Genomic DNA, 19,881 nt, shown 5'->3' on the forward strand with positions numbered 1-19,881 from the left:
GCGGCGTAGGGTCGTAGCGGGAATTTGAGGGGGAGCCATGACCAGCGTGCAATGGGTTGAGCTTGCGGCTTGCCGGAGCACCGACCCCGAGGAACTCTTCGCCCAGGGCGCTGAGCAGCACCGGGTGAAGACGGTGTGTGCTGGGTGCGCGGTGCGCACCGAGTGCCTGGCCGAAGCACTCGATGAGCGCATCGAGTTCGGCGTGTGGGGTGGCATGACCGAGCGAGAGCGCCGGTCTTTGCTGCGCCGCCGACCGGACGTGGTCTCCTGGCGGACGGTTCTGGAGGACGCGCGTCAGGCGTTCGAGCGGTCGGCTGCCGGTTGACTGCCCGGTGTGCACAATCGGCCCGCGCCCGACGGGCGCCCACCCACGGCCGGTCCCCGCGGCTTTCGCAGCTCGCACGCTGGGAGGCATCCGCACGTGCGCCGGGAGGCAGACGAGCAGGCCGCACCGGCGGGCGACGGTCACTCTCCTGTACCGATGAGCGTGCGAACCGCACTGCTCTTTCGTACGGTTCCAGTGCCCGGCTCAGACAGGACAGCAGGGCTTGGCGGTCCCGCGCTCCGATCGCACGCCGCGCGGGACCGTCTCAACGCTCTTGTCCGCCCCCGCAGGCGGTTCTGCTCCACGACCGTTCACACACAGCCTCCCAGCACCAGTACTGACGGCAGACGTAGGCTGATGCATGCCGATGTGCCAGGTCCTCCTGGCCCTGCGGGGCCCGGCCAGTGAGATCTGGGCGCCACACACCGCAGGTCATCGGCGCAGGCGCGCTCCGTCGAGTCAGCGGTGCACTATCGACAGGTCCTGGCCGGAGAAGCACCGTCGGGCTTTCCCCGGTCCGCATACGCGGCCTTCGGCGATCAGCAGACAACCTGCTCTCCAGGCGTAACCGCGCAGTCCTCTACGGTCCTCGCTATACAGATCCGGCTCGGGCTCCTCGGCGATCATCCGGCGATCAGGTCCTCTCCTCGCGTGCTTCGCGGTGTCTTCGGTTGTCTGCGGGGTTGGGCGCCGGGCGGTGGCGTCGGGCTGCTGGGCCGGGTGCCCGTGGTCCGGGTGCGGCACCACACCACGCTGCCGGTGGTGACCAGGACGGGCAGCGGCCGCAGGAAGCGAGAGCGGGCGGTCGCGCTTTGAAAGGGACCCCGGTGCTGCTGCTCCCGAATACGGCGGGCGCCCAGCGCCCCGTCGACGCCCAACCGGCGTACCCCTGGCGGATCTCGCCCGTTGCTCTCTGGTGAGAGCCGGATTCGCCGTGTAGCGTCGCTGTCAGATGTCGTGGTTCGCAGTGCCCGCCCGCGCTCCGGCGTGGGCGTTTTGCTGTGCAACGCGGGACCAGAACATCACCTTCGGGTCCGCGCGGTGCGGGTCCGATATCGACCGGAGGGCTCAGCATGGCCAGCGGAACCGTCAAGTGGTTCAACGCCGAAAAGGGTTTCGGCTTCATCTCCCAGGACGGCGGCGGGCCGGACGTCTTCGCGCACTACTCCAACATCAACGCCTCCGGCTTCCGCGAGCTCCAGGAGGGCCAGAAGGTGACGTTCGACGTCGGCCAGGGCCAGAAGGGCCCGCAGGCGGAGAACATCACCCCCGCCTGATCGGTCCGGCTGCCTCGTGCGGCTGCAGGTCCCGGAGCACCTCCGGGACCTGATCCGTGTCCGCACCCGTCACCCTGGTGGCGCCCGCTCCCGCTCCGCTAGTGAGTGTTGGGCCGTTCCCTTCCCATCACGGCTCTGTGGAAGCCGGTCAGAGGGTGACTGCGGAAGCATGCCCATGCTCCGGACCGTCTGCGGGAGTGCCGCCGTCGCCCATCTGGCAGGCGAGGTTGGCGACGGGGTGATGCGTGAGGCCGCTCGACAACATCGGCCGGACGGCGGATACCGAAGGCGCGGCGTTACGCGAACGCCGGGACTTCCTTCGGGTTCAGGCCGTACTTGTTCACGCCCGTCTTGCCGTCCTCAGAGCAGATGACCAGCAGGATGATGGCGCCGAAGGTCGGGATGAGGTGGATGAGGATCCACCAGCCGGAGCGGCCCGTGTCGTGCGGTCGGCGGACTGTGACGCCCCAGGTCGGCAGCAGGAACGCGACCACGGCGATGCCGAGGCCGGCCAGGAAGGCCGACGAGTGGATCGCGTCGCCGATGCCGCCCAGCCCGCCGTAAGTGATGATCGTGAACAGCACGAACAGCCAGAATTCGCTGCCCGAGGATCCCTGCGTCCACAGGGAGCAGCTGGTCGCGAAGCGCCGCCAGGCCTGGTGACTGGGACCATCTCCGCGTGAGCGGAGGTGAGCAGTTCCTGGCCGACGTGCGTTCCCTAGGGTCTGTCCGATGGGCCCGATCTTGTGTCGAGGCGGGGGCCGTCTCGGTGTGCACTCCTCCGCTTCGCGGTCCGGGCCTGTCGATACGGCTGGCTCGCCTCCACCATGGGCGTGTGGCGCACGCTCGCCGCGCGGTCAATGCCGCTCTCGTTAGGGTTGGTCAGTACGTGTGACCAAGCTCGTCGAGGAGATCAACGGGTGTCCGATCTGGACTTCTACGCTCACGTCGCCACGCGCTGCGACGTCCTCGGGGCCGGAATCGGATCCGGCCTCGCCGCATGGGAAGCCTCGGCGGGGCCGGACTACCTCGACGATCCCGGCAAGGGGCTGCTGCGCCGGGACTACGGGCTGGTGGAGCTCTCCTTCTCGGATGCCGACGGGCCCTTGTCCTGCTTCGGGGTCAGTGTGCAGGTCCACCGGTTGGTCCACGGCCTCTGTGTACCGCCGCCCCTGGAACGGGAGTACGGGGCGTTCGCGCCCCGTGCCCGGTTCGAAGAGTTGCGGTCCTTGATCGTGTCCTTGGGATGCGCGGTCGAGCCCGATGACCTTTCAGGGGACATCCACCGCTATCGCGTGCCCGAGTCCGGTGCGCGCATCTTCGTCATCGCCGATCCCGACCCGCATGGGGCAGGCGACTACGATGTCGACGACCCGGAGGTTCACCAAGCTGGCGACGTGTGGGCGTTGAGTATTTCCCCGGCCTGGTGGGGGCCGCGCTAGGAGGTATCTGGCGGGTCAGGGGCGGAACCACAGGCGAATAGCTGCGGCGGTCACGGTGCCGTGAAAGACATACGCTCGTTTGTCGAAGCGCATGGCCACTGCCCGATTGATCTTCAGCTCGTTGATCACCCGCTCGACTTCGTTTCCCGGACCGGCCGGCACTGAAGCCGGTAGCCACCGGCGAACTCGCCGGCGCCCCTGCGTATCGTCCACCGCCGTCTCCGGCTCGGGGAGGTCCTCATGCGGTGGCCCGGTCTGTAGGCAAACCGGTCATGGCGCTGACGGCAACAGCCAGCCCGGTGCCGCCGCCTCCGGCCCCGGGCTACAACCCGGCCTCGCTACCTTGCTGGCGTGCAAGGGCGGAGCGATACGCATTCGAGTGGTTCGGATCGGCGGCGGGCGTCCCCGCACGCGACCGGTCACGAGGAGGGCTCCGCCGCGGCAAGGATGGCCAAGATGCCGATGCCTGTGGTCTTCCCTTAACACCGTCGAGCGGTGCATCAACCGCCTGAAGCAATGGCGAGGCATCGCCACCCGCTACGAGAAGACCGCCACCATCTACCTGGCCGGACTCCACATCGTCGGCATCTTCCTCTGGTCCGCCCCGTGATCCAAACGAAACTGCCTAGCCCCGCCGTCCCCTCGAGAACACGGCCGTCACCAGGTACGGCAGGGCGGCCCAGGCGAAGGCAGCGGCGTGCGAGGTGGCCGAGCTCACGGCGGCGTACGCGCCGTACACCGCGATCGTCGTCAGATCCGTGCCTAGGCTCGCGACCGAGGTGAGGGTGGCCCGGCGTTCGGCGTCGATGCGGTCCTGGAGTCGGGCGTCGGCCAGCACGGTCGCCAGCTGGAAGCCGCCGAAGGCGAGGGCCACCAGAGGGAGGCCGGCCGGTGTCCGCAGCAGGGCGCCCGCAGCCAGGGCGAGCGCGGCGCCCGCCAGCAGTACGGCGAGTCCGGTACGGCCCAGGCGGGCGCAGGCTCCGGACAGCAGGCCGCCGGCCGTGGCACCCGCCCAGATCAGCAGGAGCAGGTAGGGCACGGTTCCGTCCGGTACGCCGGTGCCCCGCACCAGCAGCGGGGTGTACTCGTCGAGCGCGCCCCACACGGCGCCCACGGCCGGGACCAGCAGCAGGGCATCGCGCACGGGCCGGTCGGCGCGGGCATCGGCCAGTCCTGCCCGCAGCGTCGCCACCCAGCCCTCCTCGCCGGGGGCGGCGGGAGTCCGGTGCTCCGGCAGCCGGGTCGCCGTCGCCGCCGCCAGCAGACAGGCGAGCACGCTGGCCGCACCGACGGCCGGGTAGCCGCCCAGGGCGAGAACGGGGCCGGCGAGCCCCATCGCCGCCACCACACCCACCAGACCGGCCGCGCGGACCCGGCCCATCACCCGGGCGTACCGGCCCTCCGCGCCGAGCCGTCCCAGCTCGTCGTGCGCGAGCGCCTCCAGCGCACCGGACCCGAGTGCTCCGCCAGCTCCCCACAGCAGGAACCCGAGCGCGAAGGCGCCGTACGACGGGAGGAGCACCCACAGGGCCAAGCCGGCGGCGGTGAGCAGCGGGCCGAGCCACAGCAACAGCCGCCGGGAGACGGTGTCGGCCCAGGCACCGGAGGGGACCTCCAGCAGGACGCCGGTGACCGACCAGAGGGCGAAGAGCGAGGAGATCTGCCAGGACGACAGCCCGGTGTCGCTGAACAGCAGCGCGTACACGGGGTAGAGCAGCACGAAGTCGCCGAGGAACGCGTACGAGTACAGCGTCCATGTCAGCCGCCGGATGCCGCCCGCGGGCGTGGAGGATCAATGTCGCCAGGTCATGACAGACAGGGTAGGCGCCCGAAGGCGTGCGGCGCAGGGGAATTACCCACGCACCGGCCGCGGCGGCGGGGCGAAGTCGCGCACGTACCGCTTCTGCCAGGGCGTCTCCACGGCACGCGGGTCGTAGTGCGCGCGCACGTACGCGACCGCCTCGTCCGCCGGTACGCCGTCCAGCACCGCGAGGCAGGCGAGGGCCGTCCCCGTGCGTCCCCGGCCGCCCTCACAGGCGACCTCGACCCGCTCGGAGGCGGCCCGCTCCCACGCCTGCGCGAGCACGGAGCGGGCCTCGTCCCGGTCCCGCCGGCAGCCGGAAGTCGGGCCAGCGCAGCCACCGCGACTCCCAGGGCACGGCGGGGGGCTGCCTGCCGAGGAGGTAGACGCCGTAGGAAGGGACCGGCGCCCCGGGCCCGAGCGGCCGGCTCAGGCCCCGCCCGCGCACGAGCCGTCCGGAGGACAGCCGCAGCACACCGCGGTCGCGTTCGTCCCACGGCGGCTCCGGCTGCCCCTTCATACGCGTGACCCTACCGACCGCGCGGGGCGGTCGCGGCGGAGCCGGTCAGTTCGCGGGGGCGAGCCGGATCTCGTCGTGAAGGCCCTTGGCGTCGACGCCGGGGAAGAGGGAGACGTGGCCGTCGGCCCATCGCGTGACGAGGTCGTCGGGCTTGGTGTTGTGGGTGAAGGCGCCGGCGGTGACGACGGTGGCGTCGGCCCAGTTGGACTTGGCGGGCCGGATCTTGATCTCGCCGGGCAGGGCCTTGCCGATGGTCAGGCCGGGATAGACGGTCGTCTCCCCGTCGCTCCAGCGCACCAGCAGGTCGTCGGTGTCCTTGCCGGTGAAGGAGCCGGTGGTGAGCTGGCGGGCGTAGCTCCAGGTGTTGTTCTTGGCGACGAGCTGGGTCTGCTTCTTCAGGCCGTTCGCGGCGAGGTCGGCGAAGAGGGAGACGTGGCCGTCCTTCCAGTCCACCAGCAGGTCGTCGCGGTGGCCGCCCGGGGTGAAGCGGCCGGCGACCAGGAGGCCGGCGTCGTCCCTCCACAGGGGGGTCTTGGCCGGGGCGAGCTGCTTCTCGCCGTGGAAGCCCTTGGCGTCGACGGAGGTGTACAGGGTCATCTCGCCGTCGATCCACCGCACGACGAGCCCGTCGCCGCCGCCCGCGGTGTTGACTCCGGTGACGTCCACGGCCTTGGCCCAGATGCTCCCGCGGGGCGCCAACTGGTGCTCGGCGGCGAAGGGGTGGGCGGGGTCGTCGGCGTCGCCGCCCTGGTAGAGGGTGACCTCGCCGTCGTCCCAGACGACGATCAGGTCCATGTGGCGTCCGCCGCCCGCGGAGCCGCCGGTGTAGTAGCCGGCCGTCATCCGCACGGCGTGCTTCCAGGGGGCGCCGGCGAAGGCGGGGCCGTAGGCGATCTGTTGGACCCAGCCCGCCAGGTCGTCGACGCGGGCGGCGACCGCTGCGGTGCGGGTCTCGGACGGGTCGGTGCCCAGGCAGCCGCCCTGCCAGGACAGGCTGTTGATCCCGACGACGCCGGTGCGGCCGCCGGCGGTGGCCAGTGCGGGGCCGCCGGTGTCGCCCTTGCAGATCGCCGCGTCGTCCGTCTTCGCCGTCAGGCTCAGGGTGGTGGCGTCGGTGCCCTGGACGGTGAAGGCGGCGGTGTGCGCCTGGTCGGGTACCCATGCGTCGTGGGTGCGGCCGTATCCGACGGCCTGGATCTCGTGCCCGACGGCGGGCGCGGTGCCGGTGACGGGTATGGGGGTGATGCCGGTGACGGGCTTGGCGAGTTGGGCCATCACCACGTCGCGGTCGGTGCGCGGCTGGAGGTCGGTCACCTGCTGGGTGGTGCCGCCTAGGGTGGCGGTGGTCTTCAGTTTCGGCGCGCCGGGAGTCAGGGGGTGGCCGGGGGCGTCGGTGAAGCAGCTCGCGGCGGTCAGCAGCCACTGCGGGGCGACCAGGACGGCCGAGCAGCCGCGTTGGCCGCCGCCGATGTCGAGGCGGGCGGTGGCGGCGGCGGTCGCGTCGGGGGCCGTCGGGCCGGAGACGGCGGTCGCGGAGGTTGCCGACAGGGTCAGGGCGGCAAGCGTCACAGCGGCGGCCAGGCCACCGGTCCGCACGGTACGCGGACGAAGGGAAGACATGGGGTTCCTTGCAGATGTGAGGGGTTGTTCTGGTCCGTCGGAGACGGTCAGCCGGTGACGCGCAGCTCGACGAGGACGGAGCGCTTGCTGGTGTCGCCCGCTTCGCCGACCGGCGTGTAGTCGTTCTTGGCGGCGTTGACGACGGTCTGCTTGCCGTCAGTGGTGAGGGTGGCCCGGACCGGGTGGTCCTGGGTCCAGATGCCGTAGGCGTCGGGGAGTTCCATGGTCAGGTACCCCTGCTTGCCGCTGACCTTGAAGCAGTAGTACATGTCCGCGGTGCGGGACTCGACCTTGATGTCGAAGGCCGAGGCGCAGTCCGTGAGCATGATGTGGCCGTCGCCGCGCTTCAGGGTGATCTTGCGCTCCGCCTGGATCTTCGCCGCTCCGGGGTAGTCGAACGTCTCGACCGCGGACGGCATCTGGGCGTCACCGGGCCCCGGATCGGCGGGCGAATCGCCCACCGCCGACGCCAGTGTGACAAAGCCCACGGAACTCATGGCAGCCATCACAGCTCCAACAACAAGGGTCCTTCCGGCGCGAGAGGTCAACGCGGGTCCTTTCGGTGAGTGAGTGCTTGATCATCCCCAATGGGTAGCAACAGTGAAGCATATGTAAGGTGATCGTGAAGTACCCCCCCAATTCCTTCACGATTCAACCTAGTTGCGGCTTCTGCCCTGCCCGCTTCGCCCAACCAGCGAATTGCAGGCGCAAGGTCCGCCCTTCGACGACGACACGGACGCGTGAGCGCGCCGGTGTGGCCGCGCCGGGAGGTCGTGGAGGCCATCAGGCACAGAAGGACTTCGTATGAGAAAGCGTTGGCGCCCCGCACGGGCGCCGCACGGCCGGGCCGCCCAGTGCATACGGACCCGGACCCGCACCGCCCTGCGCGGGACGACCACCGGACTGCTGGCGCTCGCGCTGGCGGCGGGACTCCTCGGAGCCTCGCCGGCCGGGGCGGTGGACGGCGACTCGGAATTCCCCGTGGACCGCGGGCTGGTGGTCGAGTACTGGCGTGACGGCGGCAGCGGTGTCAAGGAAGCCGCCGAGCGGGCGCTGCTCGGCGGTGACGACGACATCCGCGCGTTCATCCGTGACCAGCCGGCTCTTCAGGCGGTCGACGACCGGGTGGATGTCAGCCGGGTCCTCAACGCGGGCGGCCCGGCCGTGCGGGAGGCGGCCAAGACCGCGCTCGCGTCGCAGAACCCCGACGACGTGACCGCGTTCCTGCGCGGCGGCTGGAAGGCTCCCTTGGAGCAGGACCAGCGCGTGGAGGCGTCCAGGGTCATCAACCTCGGCGGCCCCGGGGTGCAGGACGCGGGCAAGACGGCGCTCAAGGGCTCGCCGGAGGACGTGTCCAAGTTCCTGACGGACGGCCAGTACACGGCACGCGAGGCGGACAACCGGGTCCAGGTCTCGCAGCTGATCAGTTCGGGCGGTCCGGCGATGAAGGCGGCCGGCAAGGTCGCCCTGCAAGGAACGCCCGAGGACATCGTGGAGTTCCTGGAGGTCGGGCAGTTCACCGCCCGCAGCCGTGACCAGGAGCACGCCACGATCGCGCAGTTGACCGAGCAGGCCAAGCAGGCCGGCGCGCAGGCCGACGACGCGACCAAGACGGCGCAAGAGGCGTCGGCCAAGGCGGTCGCCGCCTCGGCACTGGCCAAGGCGGCTGCCCAGACGGCCGCGAAGGAGACCGCGGCCGCGAAGAACGACTCGCTCAGGGCCGCGGCCAAGGCCCGGCAGGCGGCCGAGGCGGCCAGGGCGGCCGCCGAGGCCGCGCAGACGGCGATCAGCGCGGCGAACGCCGCAGACCGTTCGGCACGTATCGCGGCGCTGGCCGCCGCACAGACCGCGGCCGCGGCGACCGCCGCCGCCAATGCGGCCTCAGCGGCCTACAAGGCGGCCGCCGACGCGGCCAACGACAAGAACAACGCCGACTCCGCGCGGGACTCCGCCAAGCAGGCGCGCGCCGCCGGCGCGCTGGCGAAGTCGTCGGCGGCGGCCGCGGAGCAGGCCGGTCGGGCCTCTCTGGCCGCCGGTGCGGCCGTCAAGGCGTCACTGAGCGCGACCAGCGACGCCAACGCGGCCGCCGACGCCGCCGACGACGCCAACCGGGCCGCGGACGCCGCCGGTGTCCACTCCGGCGAGGCGCAGGCCGCCGCCGCCGAGACGCGCCGCCACGCCCGCGAGGCGAACCGGGCGGCGAACGCAGCGCAGTCACTGGCCGAGGAATCCGCCCAGGCCGCCTACGACGCCCGCGACGCGGCGAACTCGGCGGCCACGCACGCCGACAACGCGGCGGACGCGGCCGAGGAGGCCGCCAAGCACGCGGGCGAGTCCTCCAAGGCGGCCGCCGAGGCGGCCAAGCAGGCCGGCCGGGCCAAGGAGGCCGCCGACACCGCGACCAAGGCCGCCGCCACCGCGCACAAGGTGTTCACCCTCGCCCGCAAGACCGAGGCCGAGGACCTCGCCACCCGCACCAACGCGGCCATGGAAACCGCCCAGTCGCACAAGGATGCCGCCGACGCCTTCACCTCCCAGCTGGCCCAGGTCGCCCTGGAGGACAAGAAGATCGGCGAGGACACCGCTTCGCTCGCGGCCGAGGCCAACCAGCCAGGAGCCGACACCAAGGTCGTGGCCGCCAAGGGCCGCGCCGTGGCGCTGCGGGCCATGAAGCAGTACGGCGCCTGGCGCCAGGAGTCCGCCGCCCGAGCCCTCGCCGGTGACGACGACGCCGTCCTGGACTACCTGCGCACCGGCGCCAAGCAGGCCCAGACCGACGAGATCCGCCAGCAAGTCAGCGACCTCGCCCAGACCAGCCCCTACGAGAGAGTGCGCACCGGCGCGACGCAGGCGCTGAGCGGCAGCGACGAGCAGATCCTCGACTTCTACACCACCGGCCAGTACACGGTGGCCACCGCCGACTACCGGGTGCTCGTCTCCCAGATCAACAACGCCGGCGGCCCGGCCGTGAAGGACGCCTCCAAGGCGGCTCTCGCCGACGGCGGCCCGAAGGCAATGCGAGAGTTCCTCAACGGCGGCCAGTACCAGGCCCGCAACCAGGACGAGCGCGTACAGGCCTCCAAACTGGTCAACGACGGCGGCCCGGAGGTCCAGGCGGCCGCGAAGATCGCCCTGTCCGGCCCCGCCGACCAGCTCCACGAGTTCATCCAGGTCGGCCAGTACATGGCCGACCGCAAGGACAAGCTCGCCCAGACCCACGCCGCGCAGATGCAACGGCTGCTCAACGAGGCCGACGGCGTCGCCGCCTCCGCACGCAAGGACAGCTGGCTGGCCGCCAAGGCCGCCGCGACCGCCAAGAACGCCAAGGACGAGGCCAACAAGGCCGCCGCCGAGGCCAAGAAGAACGCCGACCAGGCGGGCGAGTACGCCAACGAGGCCAAGAAGTCCGCCGACCAGGCACAGGACAGCGCCAACCAGGCAGCCAACTCCGCCAAGACCGCCCGCAACGCCTCCGACCGAGCCGACCAGGACGCAGCCGACGCCGACGAATCGGCATCCCAGGCGGAATGGTCCGCGAACTACGCGCGGGACTCGGCTCACGCCGCCGATAATTCAGCCGACGCCGCTCGGGCGTCCGCCTTCGAGGCGGGCAAGAGTGCCGCTGACGCCAAGTCCGAGGCTTCGAAGGCCTGGTCCGATGTGGCGTCCAAGCGCAGGGCTGAAGAGGCCGCGGCCCGCAAGCAGGCCGAGGAACAGCGCAAGCAGCAGCGCGAGCAGGAGAAGCAGGCCAAGAACAAGAAGCACTGCGTCGCCTACATGACGCGGGACAACCTCCCGCCCTGCGCGCTGGCCGGCCAGCCCCTGGAACTGCCCACGCCTTCCCCCGACCTGGCCAAGCTCCTGATCGAAGGAGGCATGGAGGTCCTCGGCGTCACCGACCTCCTGGACTGCGCCAAGAACCCCACACTCGGCAAGTGCACCCTTGCCGTGGCCGGCGTACTTCCCATCGGCAAGCTGAAACTGCTCAAGAAGGCCGCCGACGGAGTCGAGGACCTCGCCAAGGCCTCCCGCGCCGCGAAGGCCGCTGAGAAGTGCTTCGAGTGCTTCCTCGCCGGCACCAACGTCCTCATGGCCGACGGCTCGACCAAGAAGATCGAATCCGTCAGGGTCGGCGACTCTGTTCTCGCCACCGAGCCCCTGACCGGACTCACCGGGCCGCGAAGGGTCACCAACCGGATCGTCACCGAACACGACAAGCGATTCGACGAACTGACCCTGCACACCCCCAATGGCTCGGAACACCTCACAGCCACCGACGAACACCCCTTCTGGTCACCCTCCTCCCGGAGCTGGGTGGAAGCCCGGAACCTGCGGACAGGGGCAACCCTCCGCACCGTTGACGGCAGTGCCGTCACCGTCCAGAACAACCGCTCCTTCGAGAAGTCCGCCCGGACATACAACCTCAGCGTCGCCGAGCTCCACACGTACTACGTGATGGCCGGCCGGACACCGGTATTGGTGCACAATTCGGAGGTATGCCTGAAAGGCGTCGAAGACGCCTGGCACGCAGGCACTTTCGAGAACCCCGGCAAGAGCTTCCAATACCACTGGGAAAAGCACGGCGAACCGCTGAACATCACCCCGGAGAAGTACCTGAAGGATTCGAGCGACTGGGCAAAGCGACTGGCTGAGCCGGGAGGCAAGAAGGGCTACAATGCAAAGAGGATGCCATTCGACGACGGCAAGTGGGGCGTGAAGTATTCTGATCCCCACGGGGGCGTGGGCGGGATCATCGGGCCGGACGGACGAGTCGTCTCATTCTGGTACGACGAAGCTCACTAGGAGCCAGGGAAGATATCATGCTCGATTTCATGGACGCCTACACTCTCTGGCGCAACCTGCCGTTCCCCCGGAGCGGGTCAAACGAGGAACTAATTCTGGCGCACAGCGATCTCGCGGAAGTTGACGAGTACGTGACGACAGTAATCCGATTCGTGGAGCGCGGGATTTTCAAGCCTGCGCCGGTCGACGTCCTCGCAACGCTCCAGGAGTTGATGCAGCGGATCGATCGGCTCGATGAAACGGCATCGTATTCCGACCGGCCAGTCGCCCGCTCGCAACACGCATACGCGGCGCTGCTCGACCTGCTTTATCGGCAGTTCCTTGAGGTGGGGCATTCGCCTACCTAGCAGAGTCGTCCCAGTGTCCGCAGCGGCTGGCACTCGGTGAAGGGGGACGGAGCGCCGAGGGCCTTGCAGCTACGCCAGGCGCAACCTGTCGCTCCGACGAATCTGTTACGGCCGCCCTCGCCAAACCACGCTTGGCGAGGACGGCAGCGGCCCCGGCCTCACCGCGTACGGGATGGCCGGGGCCGTGGTCGTTCGTGCACCGGGTCCAGCGCAGGTTCGATCCTGCCGGGGGCGCCTTGGATCAGGTGCCCAAAGGCCCCGGCCTCAGCGGAAACGCTGAGGCCGGGGCCTTCGCTATGTGCAGGCGTATGCCGCTCGAAGCGGCTGGGCCTCGTTGATGCGGTGCAGGGCCAGCGCCCCCATCGCAGCCGGGAGCTCGTCGAACCCGTCGAGCACCGGCAGGACCAGTCGCCGCTCCAGCAGCAGGCCGGCCAGGGTGACCCGTCCCCCATAGACATTGGACGCGGGAGTACCAAGCTCTGGGTGGTCCTGCACGAGCCGACGCTCCATCCAAGTCCGCAGATCCAGCGCGGTGGGGTCCCAGGAGGCCAGCGAGAACAGCACCGGCACCGGCTCGTCGGCCTGTCGTCTTTCGATCAGCGCCAGCACGAGCCGCACCAGTAGGAGGGTCTTGCCCGACCCTGGCTCGCCCAGGACAAGCAGCCGCCGGGCCGTGACGCGCCGTGTGAAGACGTCGGCGATCTCATCGTCCCGGCCGGCGAGCCGCTGCGGGTCCGAGGCCTCGGCCAGGGCGCGGTCGGTGCCCTGCCAGGCGACGGGCAGCGGATACGGGTCGGCCAGGCGCCGTATCGCCGCCTCGGCCTCCCACTGTCGTCGTACGGCGTCGGCCAGGCTGTCGGCCGCCTCGGCGGGGCTCAGTGCCACAGCCGCCTCGACCCGATCGGCCCGGTAGGCGCTCCAGGCCAGATAGGCACCGGCCCAGGTCGGCAGGAGCGCCGCGAGCACGGACGCCGGGTCCTCCAGGTGCGGGGCGACCAGGAGCGCTCCTGCGGTGCCCACGGCCAGCAGGATCAGGTACACGATCCCGGCACGCCGCACGCGTGCTCCAGGGACAACACCGCTCATCCAAGCAACAGTTGACTACGCCAGCCGCGACGGGCATCCGTTCGGAGCGGCGTCACACTAGTGGGTGAAACTGGATAGCAAGAAGATCCGCGCAGAGCGCATGCTGCGTAGACCACACCCTCGAATTCTTCGCCTCCAGCCAGTTCCCAATCTGGGGACCTGCACGGAGCACCCAGGCCGACGACGCCAACGGATGGAAGTTCACCCGGGAACCTTCACACCCCAGCACGGGACATCCACACAACAAGGGTCACGTTTCCGCAGGTCAACGAATTACGTCGGTAGCCCTGGACGGCGAGGACTTTGAGGCGGAGCGTCGCCGGTGGCGTGCGGCCGCCGAGGCGTTCCAGGCTGCGGTGACGGATTACGCGGGCCGGGAGGACGTGGACCTGTCGCGGTACGAGGTGGAGCAGGAGGCCAAGCGGGCTGTGCGGCATTCGCAGGAGGACCCGGCCGTGGAGTAGTAGCCGTGCACGAGAGTGTCCCGCCAACTTTGGCTGGCGGGACGGGGGAGGCTGCTGGTCAGAAGCCGGTGCCAGTGATGGAAGAGAAGTGAACGAACACGTCCGGTCCGCCGCCGTCCTGCTGGATGAAGCCGAAGCCTTTTTCGGCGTTGAACCACTTCACGCGGCCAGTTGCCCTTGCTGTAGATCCTTCTTGATGTCCCACGGCACCGAGTCGCGGTACCGACCGCAGCCGTGCAGGGCTTCGGCTCTCCAAGTTTCCATCTGCTGCAGGAGCTCGGCCCGCATTGCAGCTGTTCCACACTGATGGGGCTATTTGAAAATCCCCAGCCTGTACTCAGGCATGGGACGGACCTGCTGGCCTCGTTCCCCACTGTCTGATCGCGGGCAGGGCGCGTTCCGTCTCGCTCGTCTGAGCCGCATCCCACCGGCGGAATGGTGATCGCCTCGCACGGCCGCGCTGACACAGCCACCCCCGTCTGCCGCCTCAGCAAGACAGGAGCACAAGGTCTGAAACTTCGTCCTGATCGACGCTCTCTCGTCAGGTCCAACGGCTTTGCAGCACTGGTTAGTTCCCAACAGGGATGTGACGTTTCGCCCAGGCCGTTGACCTGTCGCAACACACCGTGACGGCCCCATACTCCAGGATCTGACGAACCAACGGGTAGGAGCACGGTGAGCGCAGCGGCGGCAGCAGGGACCTGGAAGCTCGGGGACCTGGAGATAAATCGCATCGGCTACGGCGCGATGCGGCTGACGGGCAACGGCATGATGGGGAACTCCGACGGCACGCCAATCGACCGCGATATGGCCGTCGGCCTACTGCACAGCGCGTTCGAGCAGGGTGTCAACCACATCGACACGGCCGCCTTCTACTTCTCGCCACTACGGTCCGCGAACGAGCTCATCAACCGAGCCCTCTCATCCTGGTACAGCGACGTGGTCGTGGTGACCAAGGTCGGCCCCGTGCGCGATCCCTCCGGCGAGTGGCTCCCCATGGCCCGCCCCGACCAGCTGCGCGGCCAGGTCGAGGAGAACCTGCGCCAGCTTGGCCGAGACCACCTGGACGTGGTGAACCTGCGCGCCAACGGCCCAGGCACGGCCTCGATCGCCGAGCACTTCGGCGCCCTCGCCGAGCTGCGCGAGGCCGGCTTGATCCGGCACCTCGGGCTCTCCGCTGTCCTGCCTGAGCACGTGGCCGAGGCCCAAACGATCGCGCCCGTGGTCTGTGTGCAGAACTCCTACGGCCTGGACTGGCGCCCTGCGGACGAGAGCGGGCTGGTGCACCTGTGCGGGGAGCAGGGCATCGCCTTCGTTCCGTTCTTCGTGGTCTCTGGACTGCGGCGCGAGGCAGCCGCAGCCCAGGAGCACGACGCGCGCGTCAACTCCGTCGCCGACGCCCACAATGCGACGCCGGCCCAGGTACGGCTCGCCTGGACCCTCCACCGCGGTCCGCACGTGCTGGCCATTCCCGGCACCACGAACCCGGCGCACCTGGCAGAGAACATCGCCGCCGGACGCCTGCGCCTGACCGAAGAGGAATTGGCCCTCCTCGACAAGCCTGACGAGGGCACCGTCTGAGCCTCTGCTCGCGATGCTCGGTGAACTCCCCAGTCGGTTGGGAATCGGACCGAGTGGGGCGAGGAGCGTCCCTGGCCGTTTTCAGGAATCGCCATCAACACGGAGACCTGGAATCGCTCGACGAAGCGACGGAAGCATCGGCTCACGACGAAGAGCTACGGATCCTCGCCTACCGGCTGATGGACGCGCCGGCTTACAGTGCGCCCGGCTGACCGGCATCTCCCTCAAGGGCGAGGGCCTCTTCGATGCCACCAGGTCGCCTAGCAGATCAGCCTCGATGAGGCTCGCGAGTCCCGGCTCGGCCGAAGGAGCCATGGACCGGATCCGTGCCAAATTCGGCCCCGGCTGACCGGCGGAGGCACGGCCATCCGGGTGTCAGCTGGCTTCGGCCTCCAAACGCTCAGCGGCTTGGGAGAGTTGACTGGTGCTGTCCCTGAGCAGGCTCCAGTTGTGGTCCTGGGCTGCTTGGAGGCACTGCGTGAGGTGAAAACGCAGCGCGCCGTGTGCGTCGACGGGATGCCCTTGCCCGGCCATCTGCTGGTCGGTGTCGGCCGGGAGCGGTGCTGTAGATGTTGGCTCCCGGCGTGCTGCTCGACGCTGTTCGGCAGCACGGATGGACTCCCTGAAGCGTTCTACCTCGCGCAGACCCGCGGCACGCGCGGCCTGACCGCCGGGACGGATGGTCTTCGCCCGCCGGCCTTTGGACTTCTTGTCCTTCGGCCCGCCGTGGTCTCCGCTCGTCAGCTGAACGCGCTTGGACGAACCGTCTCGACGCTGCCTTCGCCTGCCGGTCATCCCCACACGCTACCCACGCCAGAGAGGAGTAGAACACGATGCAGGAACAGCTCCGGCCTGCCTTCAGAAGCTGTGTCTGAGGCCTGCATGACTGCCCTGCAGATGGGTCGTGGAACGGACGGCTGACGCGGCTGACCGCGCATCGCCGCCTCGCCCGCGACTACGAACGCGATCCCCCCACCAGCGAAGCCATGATCCGCTGGGCCGCCATCGGTCTCACGACCCGGCGCCGCCCGGAGTGAGGATTTCCATGAGATGTCCGTCGGGGTCGTGGAAGTAGGTGCCCTTACGGCCTAGCGTGCGCTTACTGTGATAGATCTGCCCAATTTCTTGGCATGCGGGATCGCCGTAGTGGGTGATTCCGCCGTGCTGGATGCGGGCGAGGGCGGCGTCGAACTCCTGCTCGCTGACCATGAACGCGTAGTGGTGTGGCTCGAAGTCGTCCAGCTGGTCGTAGTCCAGGCTGACCTGGTTGGCCAGCGTGACCGGCGTGAAGTGCGCCACCGGCGGATCGACTCTCAGGCCGAGGATTTCGGCCAGGAACTGCGCCGAGGCTTGCGGGTCACGGGCGGGGACGATGGTGTGATTCAGTTCCACGGTCATAGTGACTCCTCTTCGGGGACGGGGCTACGCGTGGTGGGTGCTCGGCGGCCTTGGCGACCCGGCATGGTGCATGGATGGGTGACTTCCCGGGTGAGGGCGGGGCTTCTCCGGCTGCCCTCACCCGGCTACAGCTGCCGTGTCATACGTCGATCTGCTCGAAGATGTGCGGGTACGACACGATGTCGTCGGGGAACTCGGCCGCCATGCGCTGGAAATCCGGGCTGCCGAACGCCGTGGCGAGCGCCTCGGTCGACTCCCAGACCGCGACGTTCATCAGGAGTTGGCTGTCCGCCGTTCCCTTGTGCATCTGCAGGGAGACGAATCCCGGCTGAGCCTTCATGAACTCCGCCTGCCTCCGAAAGAGGGTCAGGAACGCTTCAGTCCTCTCCTTCGGAACGAAGAAGGTGTTGGTCAGGACGATGGGCCCGGTCTTCTCCTTGAACTGCGCGAACATCGGCGTATTCGGGTCCAGGCTCTGCAGCTTGGCCACCTTCGGTACTTCCTCTCGCTGTCGGTTGTCCCACGGCACCGAGGCGGACACCGCCGTAGTGGATCCGGCGACGCTCACGACGCTCGCTTGTCCGTAGGTGTTACTGCCTTCTGGGGACCGTTCCATCGTCTCGGCGCGAGCAGGCCGTGAAGTCAGCCGCAGTTCCCGTTCCGATGGGCGACTTCGGTCGGACCGCGCGAAGCAGTGTCAGACCTGGGGATGACACCGGACCCTGAGGGGCGCGGGCCCGCGGCCATCACGGACGAGGTGAGACTCCGTCAATCTGCAGGAGCACAGCCGCAGATCGCCGGGCCCGTATCCCAGACGGGCACCAGCCCCGGAAGCTGCGATGCTCATTGCTCACGACCAGATACGCGCCCCCTAACGACCTCCTGCATGGATAGCGGTGACGGCGGTCGGGCTTGATCGTTGGGCTGTGTGTGGTCCGGCCACCGCAAGCGACAAGGGAAAGCCGGCGGTCGGCCTCCGGCCTTCGACCGCGAGGACTACAAAGCCAGTCACGCAGCGGAGTGCGGGAGCAACCGTCTCAAGCGCAACCGGGCGGTGGCCACCCGGTTCGACAGGCTCGCGGTCCGCTTCGAGGCCACCGTCCTGGTCGCCGCGATCGCTGAATGGCTGTGACCTGCTGAAGATGCCCCCACCCATGCCATGCTGACCGCGACCAGGTTGAGCAGGGCGAGGGGAGAGGCCGCCGATGGGGGCTCGTTACTACGGCGCCGACAGCGAGAGCGGTGACCGGGTCGACGACCCGTCCGAGGACGCGCTGTTCATGCTGATCAGCGATCTCAACGACTCCGACAACACCTTCGTCGTCATCCAGCCCGACGAGGACGACCCGGTCTGGTTCGCCTCGGTGGCCGTCCTGGACGAGGGCGGCTACGAAATCGTCCGGCGCGACAGCACCCGCAATGAGCACGAGGTCACCTCGGCGACCAGCATCAACGACATCGCCCACGACCTCACCATCTGGATGGCCGCCCGCACCTTCCCCGGACGGCCAACCAGCCAGGTCACCAACTTCTGAAACACGGCCTATTCACTGAGCCTTTTCAGCGTTGCCGCTTCAGGGTGAGGACGGCCGTAGAGATTGACGACATTCGATTCGGGCTGCATCGCGCCCTGCGGAAGATCCGCCACGACTTCAGTCGTGCGACCCCGCGTTCGACCGGTGCCCGTGCTGCGGACAGCGCGCGGTTGACGGTTTGCTCGGTGGGTGTGAGGTCACGGCCTGGCGGGCGTCCGAAGGGTGTCGTCACCCATGGTCCGGCTCCCATGTAGGCGCGGTCAGCGAGGATTGGGACGCCTTGGCGTTCGCAGATCCGGATGATCCGGTGGGCGCGGGCTGCAGTCAGGTCGTGTGCGCGGCCGGGCAGTGCGGGCGAGATCCAGAGCAGCTGGCCGTCCGGATCGGTGACCAGCTGCACGTTCACACCGTGCCGGCGGTGCTTGGCGGAGTAGTCGGCCCGACCGTCACCCGGGCGGTCGCACTCCGCGAGAGTGCCGTCGAGCAGGACATAGTCGGGACCGGTGTCACGCAGAACCTTGAGCAGGCCCAGTGCACGGTCAGCGAGCAGGCTGATCACCGCGGTCGTTTAGGCGTGACGGTGCCCACCGATGATTCCGAAGCCGACGGCGATCTGCGCGAGCGTGTGGTGCTTGCGCAGGTACGTCAGGCCGATGAGCGCACGCTGGTGCGGCGGAAGTTTGCACCGTCGGTCACCGTCACGGGTGACGATGAGCATGGTGACCCACTCGACCAGGGCGTGGGGCAGGTCGAGTGCGGCAGAATACGGAACCAACGCGGCTCAGGTGCCTGTGGGTTGAGACTTCGATCACCTCCGCCAACGGCACGGGAGCCTCGTGCGTTGCGCATCCCGCTGGCGTCACCCGATCGGTGGCCATGCTGAAAAGGCTCACTGCTAGGGGCTGTGGATTAGGCCGTGTACGCTCGGCTCAGTGCCCCGCCATCCGAAGAAGCCCCGTCGGCTGATTGTCGACGGGCGCGTCTATATGTGGACGCTCCGTCACAGCCACAGCGTGGCGGACAGCGGCCGGTCATGCTGCGAGACCCTCACGCTGTACCCACAGCCAGCCGGCGCTGGCGGCCCACTGCGCATCGTGTTCACCAAGGGCCCGGGCCGGTACGTCCCGGGCGGGGCTCCTCTGGGTTCTGGAGACGTGGGGTACGTCCGGGGTGCCTCCCTGAACCTGCACGAACCCGGCGCCGTCCGAGCCCTGCTCGATGCGGCGTCGAGCCGCGGGTGGCATCCGGAGGGGCGGTGGGTGGTGGAGATCGACGGCTGGTCCCTGCTGGAGGCTGCGGCCGCTGCGCGGGCCGGGGCCACCGGCCCCGCGGACCTGAAAGAGTGACTCCAATGACTTCGTTGATCCTCGAACCGGTCCCGTCGGGACCGAACAAGCTTTGTTGAGACTGGTCAAACTCCGCTGAGACGGGGCAGGGGCGCGGCGCCTGGCAGGGTGGCGTGCAGGACCGGCGCACGGGCGTCACGAGCCCTACTCGGCGGGCGTGTCCATTGTGGGCAAGGCCGGCAGGAAACGGCGCGCAGTACGACAGCAACCGGCCAAGAAGAGGGGCTCCATGCTGTACTGGGAGATCCCGCTGCCCGTCAGCGAGGTCCTGCGAGGACGTCCTCACCACCTACACCGGCGGCCGGGTCCCGGCCTGCGACGCCGCTGGGCTGCCAG

Annotated in this window: 17 protein-coding genes and 7 pseudogenes; 12 read left to right on the forward strand and 12 right to left on the reverse strand. The window is 69.1% G+C overall.

The window, feature by feature from the left end; translation table 11 throughout:
• The first annotated feature begins 37 nt into the window (after positions 1-37).
• The 3 genes from ACIF83_RS35695 (at position 38) to ACIF83_RS35705 (ending at position 1,602) form a co-directional block, all read left to right on the forward strand.
• Entirely contained in the window at positions 38-325 is a 288-nt protein-coding gene (locus ACIF83_RS35695) for a WhiB family transcriptional regulator (RefSeq protein WP_393480087.1), read from the forward strand.
• 651 nt (positions 326-976) lie between these two features.
• Positions 977-1,141, forward strand: coding sequence for a hypothetical protein (locus ACIF83_RS35700; protein ID WP_399733269.1), 165 nt, complete (start codon positions 977-979; stop codon positions 1,139-1,141).
• 257 nt (positions 1,142-1,398) lie between these two features.
• Entirely contained in the window at positions 1,399-1,602 is a 204-nt protein-coding gene (locus tag ACIF83_RS35705) for a cold-shock protein (protein WP_381659069.1), read from the forward strand.
• A gap of 296 nt (positions 1,603-1,898) precedes the next feature.
• Here ACIF83_RS35705 and ACIF83_RS35710 read toward each other — a convergent pair whose 3' ends face one another.
• Complete coding sequence (locus ACIF83_RS35710; RefSeq protein WP_399733555.1) at positions 1,899-2,228, reverse strand: DUF805 domain-containing protein; 330 nt, start codon at positions 2,226-2,228, stop codon at positions 1,899-1,901.
• Between the two features lie 294 nt (positions 2,229-2,522).
• On the opposite strand from ACIF83_RS35710, the gene ACIF83_RS35715 reads away from it, so the two are divergent.
• Positions 2,523-3,044, forward strand: a complete 522-nt coding sequence (locus tag ACIF83_RS35715; RefSeq protein ID WP_399733272.1) for a hypothetical protein — start codon at positions 2,523-2,525, stop codon at positions 3,042-3,044.
• A gap of 15 nt (positions 3,045-3,059) precedes the next feature.
• On the opposite strand, the pseudogene ACIF83_RS35720 reads toward ACIF83_RS35715, so the two are convergent.
• Positions 3,060-3,278, reverse strand: a pseudogene (locus ACIF83_RS35720) (IS5/IS1182 family transposase); the annotation flags it as partial.
• A gap of 232 nt (positions 3,279-3,510) precedes the next feature.
• On the opposite strand from ACIF83_RS35720, the pseudogene ACIF83_RS35725 reads away from it, so the two are divergent.
• A pseudogene (locus ACIF83_RS35725) lies at positions 3,511-3,654 on the forward strand (IS5/IS1182 family transposase); the annotation flags it as partial.
• A gap of 15 nt (positions 3,655-3,669) precedes the next feature.
• On the opposite strand, the gene ACIF83_RS35730 reads toward ACIF83_RS35725, so the two are convergent.
• The 4 genes and pseudogenes from ACIF83_RS35730 to ACIF83_RS35745 form a co-directional block, all read right to left on the reverse strand.
• Positions 3,670-4,815: an MFS transporter gene (locus tag ACIF83_RS35730; RefSeq protein ID WP_399733558.1), complete on the reverse strand. Its 1,146-nt coding sequence runs from the start codon at positions 4,813-4,815 to the stop codon at positions 3,670-3,672.
• Between the two features lie 81 nt (positions 4,816-4,896).
• Positions 4,897-5,365, reverse strand: a pseudogene (locus ACIF83_RS35735) (protein-tyrosine phosphatase family protein).
• 45 nt (positions 5,366-5,410) lie between these two features.
• Positions 5,411-6,985, reverse strand: a complete 1,575-nt coding sequence (locus tag ACIF83_RS35740; protein WP_399733275.1) for a trypsin-like serine protease — start codon at positions 6,983-6,985, stop codon at positions 5,411-5,413.
• A gap of 47 nt (positions 6,986-7,032) precedes the next feature.
• Positions 7,033-7,482, reverse strand: a complete 450-nt coding sequence (locus ACIF83_RS35745) for a hypothetical protein (protein ID WP_399733278.1) — start codon at positions 7,480-7,482, stop codon at positions 7,033-7,035.
• 307 nt (positions 7,483-7,789) lie between these two features.
• Between ACIF83_RS35745 and ACIF83_RS35750 the strand changes: the two genes are divergently transcribed.
• Together ACIF83_RS35750 and ACIF83_RS35755 are read left to right on the forward strand one after the other, a co-directional pair.
• On the forward strand, positions 7,790-11,788 hold the full coding sequence (locus tag ACIF83_RS35750; RefSeq protein WP_399733281.1) for a polymorphic toxin-type HINT domain-containing protein: 3,999 nt from the start codon (positions 7,790-7,792) through the stop codon (positions 11,786-11,788).
• Positions 11,789-11,805: 17 nt separating this feature from the next.
• Positions 11,806-12,135, forward strand: coding sequence for a hypothetical protein (locus tag ACIF83_RS35755; protein ID WP_393480147.1), 330 nt, complete (start codon positions 11,806-11,808; stop codon positions 12,133-12,135).
• A 294-nt stretch (positions 12,136-12,429) separates the two neighbouring features.
• Here ACIF83_RS35755 and ACIF83_RS35760 read toward each other — a convergent pair whose 3' ends face one another.
• Together ACIF83_RS35760 and ACIF83_RS35765 are read right to left on the reverse strand one after the other, a co-directional pair.
• Positions 12,430-13,194: an NACHT domain-containing protein gene (locus tag ACIF83_RS35760; RefSeq protein WP_399733284.1), complete on the reverse strand. Its 765-nt coding sequence runs from the start codon at positions 13,192-13,194 to the stop codon at positions 12,430-12,432.
• A 552-nt stretch (positions 13,195-13,746) separates the two neighbouring features.
• Positions 13,747-13,890, reverse strand: a pseudogene (locus ACIF83_RS35765) (cold-shock protein); the annotation flags it as partial.
• Positions 13,891-14,360: 470 nt separating this feature from the next.
• Between ACIF83_RS35765 and ACIF83_RS35770 the strand changes: the two are divergent.
• On the forward strand, positions 14,361-15,266 hold the full coding sequence (locus tag ACIF83_RS35770; protein ID WP_399733287.1) for an oxidoreductase: 906 nt from the start codon (positions 14,361-14,363) through the stop codon (positions 15,264-15,266).
• 375 nt (positions 15,267-15,641) lie between these two features.
• Here the strand turns inward: ACIF83_RS35770 and ACIF83_RS35775 are convergent, their stop codons facing one another.
• Positions 15,642-16,061 carry a hypothetical protein gene (locus ACIF83_RS35775; RefSeq protein ID WP_399733290.1) on the reverse strand — a complete coding sequence of 140 codons (420 nt, stop codon included), beginning with the start codon at positions 16,059-16,061 and terminating at the stop codon, positions 15,642-15,644.
• Positions 16,062-16,152: 91 nt separating this feature from the next.
• Here ACIF83_RS35775 and ACIF83_RS35780 point away from each other — a divergent pair.
• A pseudogene (locus tag ACIF83_RS35780) lies at positions 16,153-16,303 on the forward strand (IS5/IS1182 family transposase); the annotation flags it as partial.
• Here ACIF83_RS35780 and ACIF83_RS35785 read toward each other — a convergent pair.
• Both ACIF83_RS35785 and ACIF83_RS35790 read right to left on the reverse strand, forming a co-directional pair.
• A complete protein-coding gene (locus ACIF83_RS35785; protein ID WP_393480155.1) occupies positions 16,278-16,664 on the reverse strand; it encodes a VOC family protein in 387 nt (128 codons plus the stop codon). The pseudogene ACIF83_RS35780 and the gene ACIF83_RS35785 sit on opposite strands and share 26 nt — an antisense overlap.
• Before the next feature lie 139 nt (positions 16,665-16,803).
• Entirely contained in the window at positions 16,804-17,154 is a 351-nt protein-coding gene (locus tag ACIF83_RS35790) for an antibiotic biosynthesis monooxygenase family protein (protein WP_393480157.1), read from the reverse strand.
• A 450-nt stretch (positions 17,155-17,604) separates the two neighbouring features.
• On the opposite strand from ACIF83_RS35790, the pseudogene ACIF83_RS35795 reads away from it, so the two are divergent.
• Positions 17,605-17,796, forward strand: a pseudogene (locus ACIF83_RS35795) (IS5/IS1182 family transposase); the annotation flags it as partial.
• 73 nt (positions 17,797-17,869) lie between these two features.
• Positions 17,870-18,199 carry a hypothetical protein gene (locus ACIF83_RS35800; protein ID WP_399733294.1) on the forward strand — a complete coding sequence of 110 codons (330 nt, stop codon included), beginning with the start codon at positions 17,870-17,872 and terminating at the stop codon, positions 18,197-18,199.
• Positions 18,200-18,224: 25 nt separating this feature from the next.
• On the opposite strand, the pseudogene ACIF83_RS35805 reads toward ACIF83_RS35800, so the two are convergent.
• Positions 18,225-18,974, reverse strand: a pseudogene (locus ACIF83_RS35805) (transposase family protein).
• A gap of 211 nt (positions 18,975-19,185) precedes the next feature.
• Here ACIF83_RS35805 and ACIF83_RS35810 point away from each other — a divergent pair.
• Positions 19,186-19,545, forward strand: a complete 360-nt coding sequence (locus ACIF83_RS35810; RefSeq protein WP_399733561.1) for a hypothetical protein — start codon at positions 19,186-19,188, stop codon at positions 19,543-19,545.
• Positions 19,546-19,881: the final 336 nt, after the last annotated feature.

Origin of the sequence: Streptomyces sp. NPDC085866 (genome assembly GCF_044541035.1) — a bacterium.
Classification (GTDB): Bacteria; Actinomycetota; Actinomycetes; order Streptomycetales; family Streptomycetaceae; genus Streptomyces.